Here is a 15,909-nt window from a genome sequence, read left to right on the forward strand (position 1 = left end):
CATTTTCTTTTAATTAACCAACTTAATTGATTGTTGTGCTTATTCAATAAAACCACCCGCAGGTGGTTTAAATACAACTTACACAATAAAAATCAGTAGCCATTCGCGCTTAACTTAACTCTAAAAGGCTCTGTTTGATTTCTCATCATTTCCTTCATCTCAGCTGTGATCTCAACACCCATCTCTTCAAGCATTAACAAACCAAATTCTGAAGTGCTCTCTGCAAAATTTTTGTTATCTATTAACATTTGAGCAAGCTTTACATTTTTAGGAAAATCAGGGAAAAACTCATTAAAGTCTTTTTTATCTTCAATTCCAAAATAGATAAATCTTCTCCATTCATTCGTTTGAATATCGCGTATAAAAATTATGTCAGCTTCAGTCTTCATACGCTTTTTGAATAGTTCATCTTGTGATTGTATAGGTACAACACAAACTTCACCTACACTGGAGATATAATTTAATTTTGGTTTTAAAAATGTAGAATCTATATTTTTATAAGATCCATCTTTGGCTAAATCTTGCTGTAATTTAATGTCTTTTCTGTACTCAGCATCGCTGATCCATTCGCCTGAAGAAAAAGTCTGTCCTTGATGCTTAGGTTTAAGTTTTCGATCATATTCAATCTGGTCATAATAACTGATCACATCATCAAGTGAACCATTTTTAAGTATTTCTATTTCCTTGTCCCCTTGCTTATTAAAAATTTCATAGCTTTTTTCACACTGTAAGTTCTCTGCAAAGGAGAAACTTGATGCTAAGGTTGTTAAAGCAATAATGAATAATTTTTTCATGAAATACCCTCTTAATATTTTGGGGATAAGATACTCAGGTTGAGATCAGAAATAAACCTTACAAAAAATTTATTTAACACAACACATTAGCTGATTTTTTCAACTTGACCACTAAGCTATTATTTTTAAATAAATTTTAAAAACATTCCGACAAAACTATTTTGCATCAAATCTCTTTATGAAGGGTCAATTCTTTATTGCTGCTGTGATTACTGGTTTTAAAAAAATTACTAGAAATTTCATATAGAACAAAGCTTTAATCAATATTCTTTGTTCTAATAAAAGTCGTTGCGTCAATTCCACCCGTATAAAAAATACAAAACTTAGCTATGTGCTGTTTTTAATCGGAAAGTTCAAATAAAATAATTAAATATCTTGAATTTGTAACATTTTCAAGATATGGTAATAAAAATCATTGCATATCTCGGTAATATATTTGATAGTTAAGGTTCTTTAAGATTTATCTAAATATTAACTGACTTTATACAACCGAAAACTTTTTCTTAACATTAAAAATCAATTCGTTATGAACATTAAACTTTTTACAGCATTATTCTTGATCATTGTCCTGTCAGCTTGCAATAAAGAGCCTGAGCAGCACACAACTGCGCAAACAGATCGACCTACCCTCACTGCACAATTTGAACAATCAGATGAAATGATTAGTAAATATCTTGATCAACTTGATGATCCAAATACGACATTGGATGATAAGACCAGAATCATATGTCAAGATTATCCTAAAGAATACAAATCGAATTACATGCCAAATTTACTTAAATTAAATCCAGAGAACTATACTGAAGCTAAATTACTTTCAGACTTAGATATTGCTTTAAACTATTACAAAGAAAAAGAAAACATTCAGTGTAAAGATACAAGATAGTGATTTTAGTTAATTAGTTTTTTCTAATGAAATCAACAAAGTAATATTTTATGAATGGCGTTGATACTTTTTTGAATCGTACTTTTAGTCTTTTGTTATAGTCAAAGATAGATATTTGAACGTTGTATTAGCTAAATTTTTTAAAAATACACTGTGAAATTTGTTTTGCCCAAATTTGATAAATTTCCTGACTCGGGTGAAAACCATCACGTGCCATTTGTAAATTTAAAGTTTTAAAATGGGCTAAATCAAAACGAATCAATTGATAATTGATTTTATTTTCGATGAATTGGGCTAACTTCTGATTCATTGCACTCGAATACTGTCCAAACAACCATCCCAGTGGATTGGGTAATGCTGGAAACAGATTCATTGGGGGGACACCCGTAACTAAAATCATCTTTGGCAAAAACTTAGCTTCAATTTCTGTATAAAGCCCCCTTTGTTGCTGAATCCATTTTTGTGGTGAAATAAGTTTTGTGACATCGTTTACTCCAACCGATGTAATCACAACATCAAACTGCTGATTGTCTAATTGTTTGGTTCTTTGCAAAATTTCTAAGGTGCTATCCCCCGTTTTCGCTTCTAATTGATAAGTGACTTCAAAATTAGAGGCTAATTCATCGAGTAAACACCCCAATAAGGCTTCACGTTGATCTTCAACCCCCACACCTGCGGCAGCAGAGTCACCCAAAATTAAAATAGATAGTGCTTTTCCTTGTCCTATAACACCTTTTCGCAATCCTTGAGGTTCAGCTAATCGAAGTGTATTTTTCTTGACGCGATAACCTTGAAGAATTAATGCGGGAACGAGAACAATGGTAGAGATTTTTAAAAGCATATTCGAGTACCAATCCAACAAAGCTATCTCAAAATCAGTCAGAGTCAGATATAGCTTGTCGCAGTATTAAAATCATAAAGTTCAATGTCGATTTTACTTAATTGTATGGCCAAGTTGCTATTGGGCTAAATCAACAAAATTTAAGGCAAAAGCAAATATAAATGTACCAATAAACTCAAAAATTAAAACCGCATACTTTCTACTTTTGGTCATCAAATAGGCATTATAGGTCCCGATTAAAATAATACCAAGATACATTAACTTTTGAATATCATCGATTTGCATCAGACATTGTTGAATTTCACAGTGCTTTTCAAAAAAGAAGAGATACAAGATACGCGCAAGAAAAACTAAAAAGCTGGTCAGGAAAAAACCCAATACGATAAACATATTAAAATTCTCATTATTTTTTATCCAGTTAGATTTTAAAGCTTTATCTATGCAATGCAATAAAAAAGACCCTTGCTGGGTCTTTTAAAACTGAATAAAGCTCAACCAAGTTTATTCACAATTTTTAATGGCAATATTTTCATGGCTAGGCCTATCGGTAACCAAGGCCATTGGGGTACATAAGCTTTAACAGGTTGTTTTTCAATTGCTTTAACCAATAAATGAGAACCTGTTTCAACATCGACCTCAAACGGTAGTTTTTTTGCCCCTTCATTAATTTCAGTACGAATATAACCAGGGAAAATCGTAGAAACTTTAATTTTCGTGTCAATTAACTCAGCACGTATCCCTTCCGCTAAAGCAGCTACACCAGCTTTACTTGCGCCATATGCGGTCAAGTGTTTAGGCATACCACGAAGTGCACTCATAGACGAAATCACAACCAGATGACCAAACTTTTGCTCACGGAATATTTCAACAGCGGCTTCACACTGTGCCAATGCAGAAATGAAATTGGTTTCTACAGTTGCACGGTTAATCTCAAATTTACCATTGCCAATACGACGACCATCACCAACACCTGCATTGACAATAATACGATCGAGCTTACCAAAGTCCTGCTTAAAAGCTCGAAAGACTTGAAAAACTTGCTCATAGTTGGTCACATCTAAAGTTTTGGCAATTACTTTGATACCATATTTAGACTCCAACTCTTGTTTTAAGCTTTCTAAACGCTCTAAACGACGCGCACAGACGGCTAAGTTATAACCTTTTTGCGCAAATTCTCGTGCCATTCCTGCACCAATTCCAGAACTTGCGCCTGTGATTAAAATGGTTTTTGCCATGACAAATTCCTTAAACTGTTTTTATATTTCTAAAAGTGCGACTTTAAATCCACGTCAATAATTGCGGATCTTCAGCCTTAATAAAATGATGTTCATTCAGACTCAGTAATTGCGGTTCATTTCCCACCAGTCTTAATGTCGTTAAACTGGTATTGGCAATTGCCCAATTCAATGCAAAGGTTTTATTGGCACTTAACTCCAAGAGTTTTCCTGCAACAACTGAAATAACTCCGCCAGAAGTAAATACGATTGCATAGCGAGGTTTGGTTTTCACTAACTCATCACATAAATTCTGTAAAGCCGTTTCTACACGGTTTTTAAAATCTGGCCAAGATTCGTCATACTCATGGTGATATTCACCACCAGTCCAACGGTCAATTGCCCCTTCAAAAATTTTTGCCAAATAGGCACGTGGACTTTTTTCTTTGGCAACATCTTGTTGAAGTAGATGCGGTTGATTAAAACGCGGATCATATTGAGCAAAAACTTGTTGGTGGTTAAATTCATTCCAATGATGGTCAGTCACAATTTGAGCATCGGAAAAACTTTCAGCCAAAGCAAAACTTGCTGTTTGCTGATGGCGTAACATTGAACCTGCAACCACATAAGGCTCTTCTTTCAAAATTTTATCGAGATATTGCCCCAATAGTTTGGCTTGTAACTCGCCATTGGGTGAAAGTTTGTCATAACTCTCTGCACCAAATGACGCTTGTCCATGACGAACGAGGTAGATTGTGGTCATTTTCCTAAAATTTCCTTAAATTTTTCAAGATATTTCTGTGCAACTTCATTGGCTTCAATTTTTTGTAAACCGATAAGTTTTAATGCACGAATATGTAAGGCATGAATCACAATCCAAAAATCTTTAAAAGCAGGATTATCTGTTTGTTTATGATAGTAACGATAATAAATTTGCTGTGCGATTACAGCTAAACGGAAAATACCAAATACTTCGTAGAATGCCCAATTATCAGGTTTTAATCCGGTTTTTTCTAAATAATATTCAACCACTTCTTTACGGGTAAGCATCCCTTTTAAATGTGTAGGCTGGCGACGGGTTGATTTAAAAATTTGGTTGTCTGTATCTTCCACCCAATAGGCCAAAGCAGAACCTAAATCCATAAGAGGATCACCAATGGTTGCCATTTCCCAATCCAATACACCAATCACTTGGGTTGGGTTTTTAGGGTCAAGAATGACATTATCAAAACGCCAATCATTGTGAATCAAACACGTGTTTGAGTCAGCAGGAATATTTTCATTAAGCCATTTACGTACAAGTTTAAAACTCGGCACATTGATGGTGTGCGCCTTTTCATAACGTGCATCCCAACCTTCAACTTGACGACGGCAATACCCATCACCTTTTCCAAGTTTTTCGAGTTCGGTGCCTTGATATGGAACTTGATGTAATTCAATCAGCTTGTCTAAGACATTAATACATAATTCATGCACTTGCTGTTGAGTAAAATTCAGCTCAGGGGGCAGTTTGGCACGCGGAATAATACCTTCAATGCGTTTCATCACATAGAAGTCACAACCAATTACGGATTCATCCTGACACAGCGCGACCATTTCAGGAAGAACTGGGTAGTATGGTGCAAGCCATTTTTGTACATGATATTCACGCGCCATATCATGTGCAGATTTCGCCTTTGTCCCTTTGGGTGGACGACGTAAAATTAAATCAGCATTGTCATATTTTAAACGATAGGTCCAGTTTGAAGCTCCGCCAGAATATTGAGTCACTTCTACATTGCCTGAAATTTCAGATCCATTTTCAATGAGCCAATTTCCGACAGCACGAATGTCCAGCTCCTCGCCTTCACGTATACTTCCACCAATATCAATGACTGACATATTATTTCCCTGAATCTTATGTTTTAAACCATACATCTCTAAAGAATGATACTTTTAACTAAAAACTTCACTTGCTCACTACTTTATATATAACACCTCTAACATAAAGCAGTTATTTTTTATCAGCAAATTGTTATTTTTTACGCGAGCCATAACCTCGTTTTTTTAATTCTAATTTTGCAATCATCCCTTTATGCACTTCATCTGGGCCATCCGCTAAACGTAAACTGCGGGCTTGAGCAAAGAATGCTGTTAAAGGTGTATCTCGTGATACGCCCATGCCACCATGAATTTGAATGGCCATATCAACTACTTTTTCAAGAACTGAAGGTGCAACAACTTTAATGGCTGAAATCTCGGTAAGCGCAGCCATAGTCCCTTGAGTATCCATTTTATACGCCGCATACAGGGTTAACAGTCGTGCTTGATCAATCGCAACACGAGCATCTGCCACACGTTCTAAATTTCCACCTAATTTAAGCACTTCTTTACCAAAAGCAGTTCGACTCATTCCTCGATCAATCATTAATTCTAATGCTTTTTCAGCAGCACCAATGCATCGCATACAATGATGAATACGACCCGGACCTAGACGCCCTTGTGCAATTTCAAACCCTTGTCCAGCACCACCAATAAAATTACTTACAGGTACACGAACTTGATTAAAACTAATTTCGCCGTGCCCATGTGGCGCATCATAATCACCAAACACGGGTAACATACGTTCAATGGTCACACCTTGAGTATCTACAGGCACTAAAACCATGGAATGTTGATGATGACGATCTTTGCTTTCATCAGGTGTATGCGCCATAAAGATAATAATTTTCGCATTTGGATCTCCCAAACCTGAAGACCACCATTTACGACCATTCAATACAATTTCATCACCATCTACCACTGCAGTTGCCTGCATATTGGTTGCGTCCGATGAAGCAACTGCTGGTTCAGTCATGCAGAATACTGAACGGATTTTTCCTTCTAATAACGGTTTAAGCCATTGTTGTTTTTGTTGATCTGAACCATAACGCCATAGCACTTCCATATTGCCACTATCTGGAGCATTACAATTAAATACTGTGGGTGCGATTAAACTACGGCCTGACAGTTCTGCAATATGGGCATATTCCTGTACAGATAAACCTGCACCCAATACTGGATCTGGTAGAAACATGTTCCAAAGTCCAGCAGCTTTTGCTTTATTTTTCAGGACTTCAAGTTGTGCTGGCCATTGCCATTTTGTCCAATCACCACCTTGATTGAGATGATGGACTTCATTCCAAAAATCAGCTTCTACAGGTTCAATTTCATTTTTAATAAAGGCTTTGGTACGTTCTACAAATTCTTGCGCACGTGCTGAAAGTTCAAACATGCTTATCTTCCTGTAAATATATGGATAAATATTTGAATAGTGACTCTTTACTTTACCTTAGCTGAAAACCTATTATGAACCAAATGATTTAATTCAATACCATACTATGAATATGATTCATAATAAAACCAATCTTGATATGTCGATTTTCAATCATATTGATATTAATTTATACCCGCTTTTTATCACCATTTATGAGCAAAGAAATATTTCAAAAGCGGCAAAGATTTTATGTATTACTCAGTCTGCTGCAAGTCATGCTTTACAAAGACTTAGGCAGCATTTGCAAGATGATTTATTTGTTCGCGCTGGGAGTAAAATGCTGCCTACCCCTTTTGCTGAACAGATTTATCCATCTGTACAAAATGCTTTATTTGCTTTTCAAAATATCTCCAAACAAAAACAACAGTTTGATCCCAGTTCAGTACAAACCTTACGCATTGCAATACATGATGAAATTGAACCGATTATTTTTCCTAAATTGATTCATCATTTTCAAAAATTGAATTTAACCATTCAGTTTCTAAGTACCAAGCTTGACCGCAAAAATGTAATTGCTGATTTAGCTGCTCAACAAGTCGATTTTGTCATTGATCTAGAACAAAATTATGGTGATAAAATTAATTATCAAAATTTGGTTCAAGATCATTTTGTGATTTGTTCTCAGCATACAAATATCAATTCTGAACTGTATTTTGCATCACCTCATATCGGTGTTTCTTCACGCCGTACTGGTTTGCTTTTAGAGGATATATATTTAAATCAAGCGCAATTTCGTCGTCAGATTTTTATGCGTTGTCAGCATTATTCAACTGCCCTGCAAGTTTTAGCACAATATCCTGATGCGATGTTAACCATTCCAAAGCAGATACTGGCACATTTACAAGTTGATCAAAGTATCAATATTTTTGAGCATCCTATTGATCTACCTGTATTAAATATGGGAATTTATTGGCACGGTGCGCTAAATGAAAATTCTAGGCATATTTATTTAAGAGAAGAAATTTCTAAAATTTTTACTTAGGCTATTTTGTAAACGATTGGATTTAGCATGCGGCTAAGCCGCTCATGTACTATCATCCCGATTTTTGATGATTTTCTTCATTCTAGTAGGTGAAATTAAGCTACTTAACTATTCCATTCAGCATCAATACATTGAACTCAAATTATAAAAATAAGACATAAAATCCATGTTAACCATGATAGTATACATTTTATGTCATGTTTTGGATGATATTGCTATGAGAACTTCGGCGCATAATTTTATGCTTGATGGTGTGGAAGACATGTTGACTCAAATTGGGACAAATATCAAAAAAGCCCGACTTCGACGTAATATGACCATTCATGATTTGGCCAATCGCATTCATGTAGATAACCGAACGATCTCACGTATGGAAAAAGGTGATCCAAGTACCAGCCTAAAAAATGTGATTTCAGTTTTAGTGATCTTTGGCCTTGAACATACCCTAGGCTCACTCGCGAATCCTCAGTTGGATGAAGTTGGTTTAGCACTCGAAAATCGTAATAGTTCAGTACGTGCAAGATTAAAGAAACAGTCTGTAATTAGTGATGATTTCTGATAGGTAAATGAACATGGATGAAGTTAAAGGATGTTATGTTTTCATAGATACAGGCTCCCAGCCAACAATTGCTGCACACTATTCTTATGAAAAGCCGATTTATCGCTTTCTTTATGGTCAATCATACTTACAACGTGCAGATGCCTTCCCTTTAGATCCACTTAATCTAAGCTTTCAGTCTTATAACAAACCATATGAAACTATTTCTAAAGATGGTTTTGGTGTACTTGCAGATGCAACACCAGACAATTGGGGTAAACGCTTAACCAATGCCTTACACCGTAGAACACCATTAAATCAATTGGAATGGTTACTCGCTTCACAAGGAAATTCAGTCGGCTGTATTGTTGGAAGCTTGTCTAAATCGCATATAAAAAACAATTCAAATATCATTCAATATGAAGAATTAGAAACTTTTATACAAATTACTGAACTCATCGAAAAAAAACGAGATCCGTTTGAGATGAAACTTGAGCAACTCGAATTAAATAAGCTGTTATATAACGGGGCTTCAATGGGCGGAGCCAGACCCAAAACCCTTGTGATGTATAAGAATAAGGAATGGATTGCCAAATTTAATAAAAGTGATGATTTGTTTGATACCTGTAAAGTTGAATATGCTTCGCTGAATATGGCACGAGACATGGGGCTCAATACATGTAATGCTGAACTAACAGAATGTGCCGGTCGCCCTATTCTCTTAGTTGAACGCTTTGATCGAAATTGCCCTGAACGTAAAAAACACTATATCAGTGCCAATAGTTTGCTCAATATTCAGAAAATTCGTATAGATGATCCTAAAATGTCCTATATGAGTATTGCCAAAGTCTGTAGTCAGATTTGTTTTGATGCTATCAGTAATCAAAAAGAACTCTATAAGCGGATGGTGCTGAATGTCATGATTAGCAATACTGACGATCATTTAAAAAATCATGGTTTTTTAATGTATGACATGAAAAAGCAACATTATGCCCTAAGCCCGCTTTTTGATGTTTTACCTCATGGTATGCCAAGCTCATTTCCAAATGAACATGCTCTGGTTTTAGGCAATGATGGACGGTTTGGAAGCTATGACAACCTTATCAGTCGTAGCAATGCCTTTGGACTAAACCTAGATCAAGCCAGAGCATGTATTAAGGATGTCCGTGATGTTCTCGAAAATAGAGAAAAATACTTGTTAGATGCGGGTCTTAAACCCACAGAAATTCGTCAATTAGAACCCTATTTCTTTCTAGATATACTCAAAAACTAAAATTCAACAATGCCAGCCATTTATATATTATGGATAATGAAAACATTGATCATAATGAATCGGTATTTAACCATTCATCTTGGCAAGAAAATGATCCAAACATGACATAAAATCCAGTTTAAATTAGATAAAGTACTTTTTATGTCATTATAAAAGAGAAGATCCAATTGCATTCCTATAATTTTGCTTAGGCTATTTTATTATTTTAAGATTATTTTCATTGTTGCCATTACTGTGATTCATATTTTTATTTCAGTCTATTATCTCAATAGTTAATGAAAAACAAAAAATGAGGAACTGCGTTCCTCATTTTTACTTTAGCAAAACCTTAGTAGGCCAACTGAATCAACATTCTAAAAAAACCAGCAATAAGCGCCAATGTTAGAAATCCACCTAGCCATAACACGACAAACCATTGCGTTTGAGATAGTTTCATACTTGCTTACCTCATTTAAACCTTTAAATTTTTACCCTACTACATGTTTAATCTTGCTTAGGCTATTTTTTACTCAAGCCAAAAGATTAAACATGCTACTTTTAAGTTTAGTGATAACCTTCATCACCAATTCGAACTTTGTCTCGGAACACCCAATATGAAAGCCCGGTATAGATCAAAATAATTGGAATTAAAATCAATGCACCAATTAAAGCAAATAATTGACTGCTCTGTGGCGCGGCAGCTTCCCATATGGTCACTGATGGCGGAATCACATAAGGCCACAAACTGATGATAAACCCAGTATAAGCAAGGAAAACCAAAGCCAAGGTATAAAGGAATGGGCTTAGTTCATTACGCTTTTTACATGCGCGAAGCACAAGAAAAGTAAACAGCACCACCAATATGGGTACAGGACTAAAATACATCAATTGTGGTTGGCTAAACCAGCGTTCTGCAATTTCAGGATGCGCCATCGGGGTATAAATACTGACTGCTCCAAAGATGACAAACAAAGCAACGATTAATTTAGGCATCAACTGATACATACGATCTTGTAAATCAAGTTCAGTTTTAAAAATTAACCATCCACAACCCAGTGCTGCGTAAAGTACAACAACACCAATACCTGTAAACACAGTAAACGGCGATAACCAGTCTAAACCACCACCTGCATACATATGGTTTTCAACTTTAATCCCTTGGATATATGCACCAAGAATCATCCCTTGGAAAAAGCTGGCAAGTATTGATCCACCAATAAATGCTTTGTCCCATAAGTGTTTGGTTCGATTGGCTTTAAAACGAAACTCAAAAGCCACACCACGGAAAATTAAAGCAATCACCATAAGGATAACTGGCATATATAATGCGGATAATACAGTGGCATAGACCATTGGAAACGCCGCATATAATGCTGCACCGCCCAGCACCATCCATGTTTCATTACCATCCCAAACAGGCGCAACGGTGTTCATCATCACATCACGTTCGTGTTGATCCTTAACAAAGGGAAATAAAATCCCAATCCCTAAATCAAAACCATCTAGTACCACATAAATGAATACACCAATGGCAATAATGACAATCCAAATCAGAGATAAATCAATCATTATTTACGCTCCTGTTCATTGGAATCAACGCTATCTTCAACACTCGTCAATGGACGTTTAGAGGCCAAAATAACCGCTTCTTCACTATGCGCTACACTTTCTGGTGTGGCGTAGATAAATTGTGGACCTTTGTGCATCAATTTCAACATATAGTAAATGCCGATGCCAAATACGATGCAATACACCACAACGAAAATAATTAAAGTGAGGCCGACTTGTTCCGCCGAAACTGGAGATAAAGCATCTTTGGTTCTCATCACTCCATATACCACCCACGGTTGACGACCAACTTCTGTGGTAAACCAGCCTGCAAGCAAGGCAATAAATCCTGAAGGTCCCATAGCAAAAGCAAAACGGTGTAACCATTTGTTTTCATAAAGCTTGCCGCCTTTGCGTAGAAACAATGCCATCACGGCAAGTAGAATCATCAGCATGCCCATCCCAACCATGATTCTAAAACTCCAGAACACCACGGTAGAATTAGGACGATCTTCAGGTGCAAACTCTTTTAAGCCTTTTACCTCACCATCCAGCGTATGGGTCATGATTAAGCTGCCAAGATTTGGAATACCGATAGCATATTTTGTTTCTTCTGCCTGCATATCAGGAATACCAAACAGATATAGCGGCATGCCCTCACCTTTGTTGGTTTCCCAATGCCCTTCAATCGCTGCAAGTTTAGCAGGCTGATGTTTTAAGGTATTTAGACCGTGATTATCACCAATCAGAACCTGTAATGGTGCAAGGACCAGAATCATCCACAATGCCATAGAAAACGATTTTTTGATTAATGCGTCACGGCGTCCTTTTAATAAATGCCAAGCAGCAGTTGCAGCCACTAGCAAGGCTGAAACAAGGAATGCTGCTGCAGCCATATGGGCTAAACGGTAAGGAAATGAGGGGTTAAACACAATTGCAAACCAATCTTGCGGCACGATAATCCCATTTTCGATGCTAAAGCCTTGTGGTGTTTGCATCCAACTGTTTGAAGATAAAATCCAAAACATTGAAATACAGGTACCAATGGCCACCATAGCCGTTGCAAAGAAATGCGCCCGAGGACCTACTCGCCCCCAACCAAAGAGCATAATGCCAAGGAAACCAGCTTCTAAGAAAAATGCACTCAGCACTTCATAAGCCAGTAATGGACCAGTTACCGAGCCTGCAACACGTGAAAATTCACTCCAGTTTGTTCCAAACTGATAACTCATCACCACACCAGAAACCACGCCCATCCCAAAAGCGACAGCAAAAATTTTTACCCAGAATTTAAATAAATCTTGGTAAACAGGATTTTGAGTTTTTAGCCAGCGCCATTCAAGTACAGCTAAAAAGCTTGCAAGCCCGATAGAAATTGAAGGAAAAATAATATGGAAAGAAACAGTAAAAGCAAACTGAATACGCGCCAATTCTAAAGCAGTTAATCCTAGATCCATGACATCACCTTATTCATTGGTAAAGTTGGTAAAGATTGAGTTTTGAATACATTGATAAACATTTTTTGTTGTACAAACTCAGCATACGCCTGAACATTCAGTACAATCTGTTGTTTTCTTTTTGCTGTATTTTTAAACAATGCTAAAAATAGCATGCAAAGGCTGCTTTCCTGCAAATCGAGGAAATTTTGAAAAATCATGATCATTCTCTACACAATAAATTCGAAATACGATCGCATGGCTTTAAAGCCTTTATTTAAAAATGCTAAACCTATGGATCGGTGAATGTGTTATGCAAAGACTACAGGTGGGGCTCGCCCTTGAGGAATCAGAAACAGGCGTTGTAATTGAAAATAGACATGCTGAAAGTTTTCAACATAAGCCATTAAACGTACTTGAATACGCACTAGGATTTCTTTTACGCCAATTTCTGGTGGCATCACTAAATTGCCATATACCACACAATACTGACATTGATGGTTAATATCATGATGATCATGACTTGAACTGCTTGCTTGCTGGGCTTGATCTAAATGCAAATAGTGATGAATAAAACTAGATTCTTGCTCATGATGAAGATGTGCATGTGTTGGTCGCAATAAAGCTTGAGTGATGTCTTCACAGACCGGAGCAATTTGATACTGCTCAGGTAATAACGGCTGTAAAAAAACCGCAAGCTGTAAAAATACTGTCGCAAATGCCAGCAACAGACCACTGCTTCTTAACACAATTGATTGCTCATATTGAGAGAGATAGAAAAAAGTATAAGTTTGCTTTTAACTGTAGATCTTTAACTTGAAATAAAGAATCAACTGCATAAAAACCAAGCATATTACTCAACTTTTCTAGCTTTACTATAGTACATTTAAATTTTAAATCAAAGCCTCTTTAGCACTTTTTTGGAAATCGTTTTCTTTTTTAATGATTTGTTTGTTATATAGCAATGATCAATAAAACTTAAAAAAGCATCCATCGTCGCCTCAGCTTTTAGTGAGTAAATAGCACCAGCTCAACTTTCCAGCTAAATTCAATTGAAAAGCTAATATCCGACGACTGAATCTGCAACGATATTCTAAGGGTGTTAAGCCGGTTCTCTTTCTAAACAATCTGCAAAATGAACTTGGGTCTAGATAACCGACACTTTGTATAATTAGATCAATGGATTAATTAATATTTTCAACAGCAAAGCTTCTTGGCTGAGCAAGCCAAGAAGCTAGAAAAAATAAAAATTATTTAAACACTTTAAAACGCACAGTATCATCGATATAGGCTTTTTCAGCAGCCTCCGCTTCAATTGAACCAAACACCAACTGTGCACGAAGTTTCCAAGTTTTGGGTATATCCCATTCCGCATGGACTTGTTCATCGACAATTGGATTATAGTGCTGTAAGGATGCACCAATACCCTCGCTATTTAAGGCTGTCCACGTTGAAAATTGTGCGATTGCTGTAGAGTGTTCAGCCCAAATCGGAAAGTTTTCTGCATATGCTGGAAATTTTTCCTGTAAGTTTTGGATCACGTCTAAATCTTCAAAGAAAAGAACGGTACCAAAGCCTGCGATAAAGCTGTCCATTTTAGCCTCCGTTTTTAAGGCACTTGCTTCATCTTTGGCATAAGCTTTCAGTTGAACTTTTACAAAGTTCCAGAACTTCTCATGTTCAGCATTAAACAAGATCACTGCCCGAGATGATTGCGAGTTAAAAGAAGATGGACTTTGCTTGATCGCTTGCTGAATCAAATCAGTAAGATGCTCAGGAGATTGATTAACATTACGTCCAATCGCATAAATTGTACGGCGTTTATGAATTAAATCTAAAAAATTATTCGACATTGCTGAATATCCTTGGATATATCCCCGGGGAAATCCGATACTTTAAAAAAGATTATCAAGATATTTTAAAAAATCATAACAAGTATGAATTGATTAAAATCAAAAGTATTACAACATAAAAAAACTTGCTAGAAATATCTACTTTTGTCATATGTTTCTAAGCAAAAGTGAATTAGCAGAAATATAAGGGGCTGTTGACATTTCATAACTGGCTTGCGTTGTAGTTTAAAATTGAGCATGAGATGTATACATCGTAAAGTATGAAGGATAATAGCGAATCTATTTTCGACTTTCATAACGAAGACTGAGATAATTTTAGCCACAATCAGAAGTTTTATCGTACAAACGCGTAATAAAGAAGATTGAATAAGAAGTGCCAACATTTAAAATTAAATCATAAAGACTTGCTAAATGAATGACCTCATTTAAATCATTGTCATCATGCTTAAACAACTGCCGAATAAAATCCAAGCATTAAAAATGTTTCCACTCAAAATTTAGATATCGCAATTGGTTAAAAAATGAAAGTTTTAAATATATTAAGTATCCTCAGTTCAATATTTATTCTATTTTTTATGTTTTATACGCTTGGGCCTACAATTTAAAAAATTTAAACAGATGAATAAAAAATAAAAGGCAGTTTAAAACTGCCTTTTATACTTGAATTTGAGCATTTCAATCTATTGCTAATTTTTGACTAGAAATTAGCATTCAGCACTTTGGCAGGTACAGAATTTTTCCAAATATCTCGCAAAGTAGGTAAATAGAATTTTTCACCTAACTCAACCAATTCAGCGTCAATCAATGCATGTGTTTCATGCATAAATAAGTAGTCCAGTTCAACCGTAGACAATTGTTGCTGCTTTTTTGCAAATTCTTTACGTTTGGCTTGAGCTTGTTTAAGCAATTGATCTGCAAAATTTTTATTTTTATATTGGCTAATCGCTTGTAAACGTAACTCAATCACCCCCCAACCTGTAAGGAGTTTCTTAAAAATCTCAAAATCTTCAGTTGTGGATTCCCAAGTCATTTTATCCAAGTCTTCATCATCAGGAAGTACTGGGAGTAAAATTTCCATTACACTTGGAAAAATCTTTTTGAAATTTAAAATAAATTTAACAGGGTGCTCACCAGGGTAATCTTTAAACTGCACATTTTCCTGAACATCTGTTAAATAAATTGATAACATTAAAAAATCCTTAATTAAAATACTGTTTATTATAACGTTATTGATCATCTTGCAGCCTAAATACAAAATAAAACAACATGA

General features: G+C 35.9%; 18 protein-coding genes and 1 pseudogene. 4 read left to right on the forward strand and 15 right to left on the reverse strand.

Annotated features, from left to right (window positions below):
* Nucleotides 1-92 precede the first annotated feature (92 nt).
* Nucleotides 93-794, reverse strand: coding sequence for a hypothetical protein (locus F981_RS08540; protein WP_004720550.1), 702 nt, complete (start codon nt 792-794; stop codon nt 93-95).
* A gap of 526 nt (nt 795-1,320) precedes the next feature.
* Between F981_RS08540 and F981_RS08545 the strand changes: the two genes are divergently transcribed.
* Nucleotides 1,321-1,680: a hypothetical protein gene (locus tag F981_RS08545; protein ID WP_004720552.1), complete on the forward strand. Its 360-nt coding sequence runs from the start codon at nt 1,321-1,323 to the stop codon at nt 1,678-1,680.
* Nucleotides 1,681-1,807: 127 nt separating this feature from the next.
* Here F981_RS08545 and F981_RS08550 read toward each other — a convergent pair whose 3' ends face one another.
* From F981_RS08550 to F981_RS08575, 6 genes are all read right to left on the reverse strand, one after another.
* Nucleotides 1,808-2,521, reverse strand: coding sequence for an SGNH/GDSL hydrolase family protein (locus F981_RS08550; RefSeq protein ID WP_004720553.1), 714 nt, complete (start codon nt 2,519-2,521; stop codon nt 1,808-1,810).
* Between the two features lie 117 nt (nt 2,522-2,638).
* Nucleotides 2,639-2,911, reverse strand: coding sequence for a hypothetical protein (locus F981_RS08555; RefSeq protein WP_004720555.1), 273 nt, complete (start codon nt 2,909-2,911; stop codon nt 2,639-2,641).
* 101 nt (nt 2,912-3,012) lie between these two features.
* Nucleotides 3,013-3,756, reverse strand: a complete 744-nt coding sequence (locus F981_RS08560) for an SDR family oxidoreductase (RefSeq protein ID WP_004720558.1) — start codon at nt 3,754-3,756, stop codon at nt 3,013-3,015.
* A gap of 43 nt (nt 3,757-3,799) precedes the next feature.
* The gene (locus F981_RS08565) at nt 3,800-4,498 is read right to left on the reverse strand and encodes a histidine phosphatase family protein (protein ID WP_004720559.1); all 699 of its coding nucleotides are present in this window, start codon (nt 4,496-4,498) and stop codon (nt 3,800-3,802) included.
* Nucleotides 4,495-5,616 (reverse strand): phosphotransferase family protein, encoded by a 1,122-nt coding sequence (locus tag F981_RS08570; RefSeq protein ID WP_004720561.1) that lies wholly within the window; start codon nt 5,614-5,616, stop codon nt 4,495-4,497. Before F981_RS08570 ends, F981_RS08565 begins: the two co-directional genes overlap by 4 nt.
* A gap of 133 nt (nt 5,617-5,749) precedes the next feature.
* Nucleotides 5,750-6,988, reverse strand: coding sequence for an acyl-CoA dehydrogenase family protein (locus F981_RS08575; protein WP_004720563.1), 1,239 nt, complete (start codon nt 6,986-6,988; stop codon nt 5,750-5,752).
* A 106-nt stretch (nt 6,989-7,094) separates the two neighbouring features.
* Between F981_RS08575 and F981_RS08580 the strand changes: the two genes are divergently transcribed.
* The 3 genes from F981_RS08580 to F981_RS08590 all read left to right on the forward strand — a co-directional run bounded on the left by F981_RS08580 (nt 7,095) and on the right by F981_RS08590 (nt 9,823).
* On the forward strand, nt 7,095-8,012 hold the full coding sequence (locus F981_RS08580) for a LysR family transcriptional regulator (RefSeq protein WP_004720565.1): 918 nt from the start codon (nt 7,095-7,097) through the stop codon (nt 8,010-8,012).
* A 217-nt stretch (nt 8,013-8,229) separates the two neighbouring features.
* Nucleotides 8,230-8,571 (forward strand): helix-turn-helix transcriptional regulator, encoded by a 342-nt coding sequence (locus F981_RS08585; RefSeq protein WP_016539455.1) that lies wholly within the window; start codon nt 8,230-8,232, stop codon nt 8,569-8,571.
* A 13-nt stretch (nt 8,572-8,584) separates the two neighbouring features.
* A complete protein-coding gene (locus F981_RS08590) occupies nt 8,585-9,823 on the forward strand; it encodes a type II toxin-antitoxin system HipA family toxin (protein WP_004720569.1) in 1,239 nt (412 codons plus the stop codon).
* Between the two features lie 328 nt (nt 9,824-10,151).
* Here the strand turns inward: F981_RS08590 and F981_RS23615 are convergent, their stop codons facing one another.
* The 8 genes and pseudogenes from F981_RS23615 to F981_RS08620 form a co-directional block, all read right to left on the reverse strand.
* Nucleotides 10,152-10,259, reverse strand: coding sequence for a hypothetical protein (locus F981_RS23615; protein WP_004720571.1), 108 nt, complete (start codon nt 10,257-10,259; stop codon nt 10,152-10,154).
* Nucleotides 10,260-10,366: 107 nt separating this feature from the next.
* The gene (gene cydB, locus F981_RS08595; RefSeq protein WP_004720573.1) at nt 10,367-11,371 is read right to left on the reverse strand and encodes a cytochrome d ubiquinol oxidase subunit II; all 1,005 of its coding nucleotides are present in this window, start codon (nt 11,369-11,371) and stop codon (nt 10,367-10,369) included.
* Nucleotides 11,371-12,807, reverse strand: a complete 1,437-nt coding sequence (locus F981_RS08600) for a cytochrome ubiquinol oxidase subunit I (RefSeq protein WP_004720575.1) — start codon at nt 12,805-12,807, stop codon at nt 11,371-11,373. The genes cydB and F981_RS08600 overlap by 1 nt, the downstream gene beginning before the upstream one ends.
* Entirely contained in the window at nt 12,798-13,007 is a 210-nt protein-coding gene (locus F981_RS08605; protein ID WP_004720576.1) for a hypothetical protein, read from the reverse strand. Before F981_RS08605 ends, F981_RS08600 begins: the two co-directional genes overlap by 10 nt.
* Nucleotides 13,008-13,097: 90 nt before the next feature.
* Nucleotides 13,098-13,535: a DUF2946 domain-containing protein gene (locus tag F981_RS08610; RefSeq protein WP_004720578.1), complete on the reverse strand. Its 438-nt coding sequence runs from the start codon at nt 13,533-13,535 to the stop codon at nt 13,098-13,100.
* A 252-nt stretch (nt 13,536-13,787) separates the two neighbouring features.
* A pseudogene (locus F981_RS23260) lies at nt 13,788-13,970 on the reverse strand (AraC family transcriptional regulator); the annotation flags it as partial.
* A gap of 66 nt (nt 13,971-14,036) precedes the next feature.
* A complete protein-coding gene (locus tag F981_RS08615) occupies nt 14,037-14,639 on the reverse strand; it encodes a nitroreductase family protein (RefSeq protein ID WP_004720579.1) in 603 nt (200 codons plus the stop codon).
* Nucleotides 14,640-15,336: 697 nt separating this feature from the next.
* A complete protein-coding gene (locus tag F981_RS08620; RefSeq protein WP_004720580.1) occupies nt 15,337-15,828 on the reverse strand; it encodes a hypothetical protein in 492 nt (163 codons plus the stop codon).
* Nucleotides 15,829-15,909: the final 81 nt, after the last annotated feature.

Source organism: Acinetobacter guillouiae CIP 63.46 (genome assembly GCF_000368145.1).
GTDB lineage: Bacteria > Pseudomonadota > Gammaproteobacteria > Pseudomonadales > Moraxellaceae > Acinetobacter > Acinetobacter guillouiae.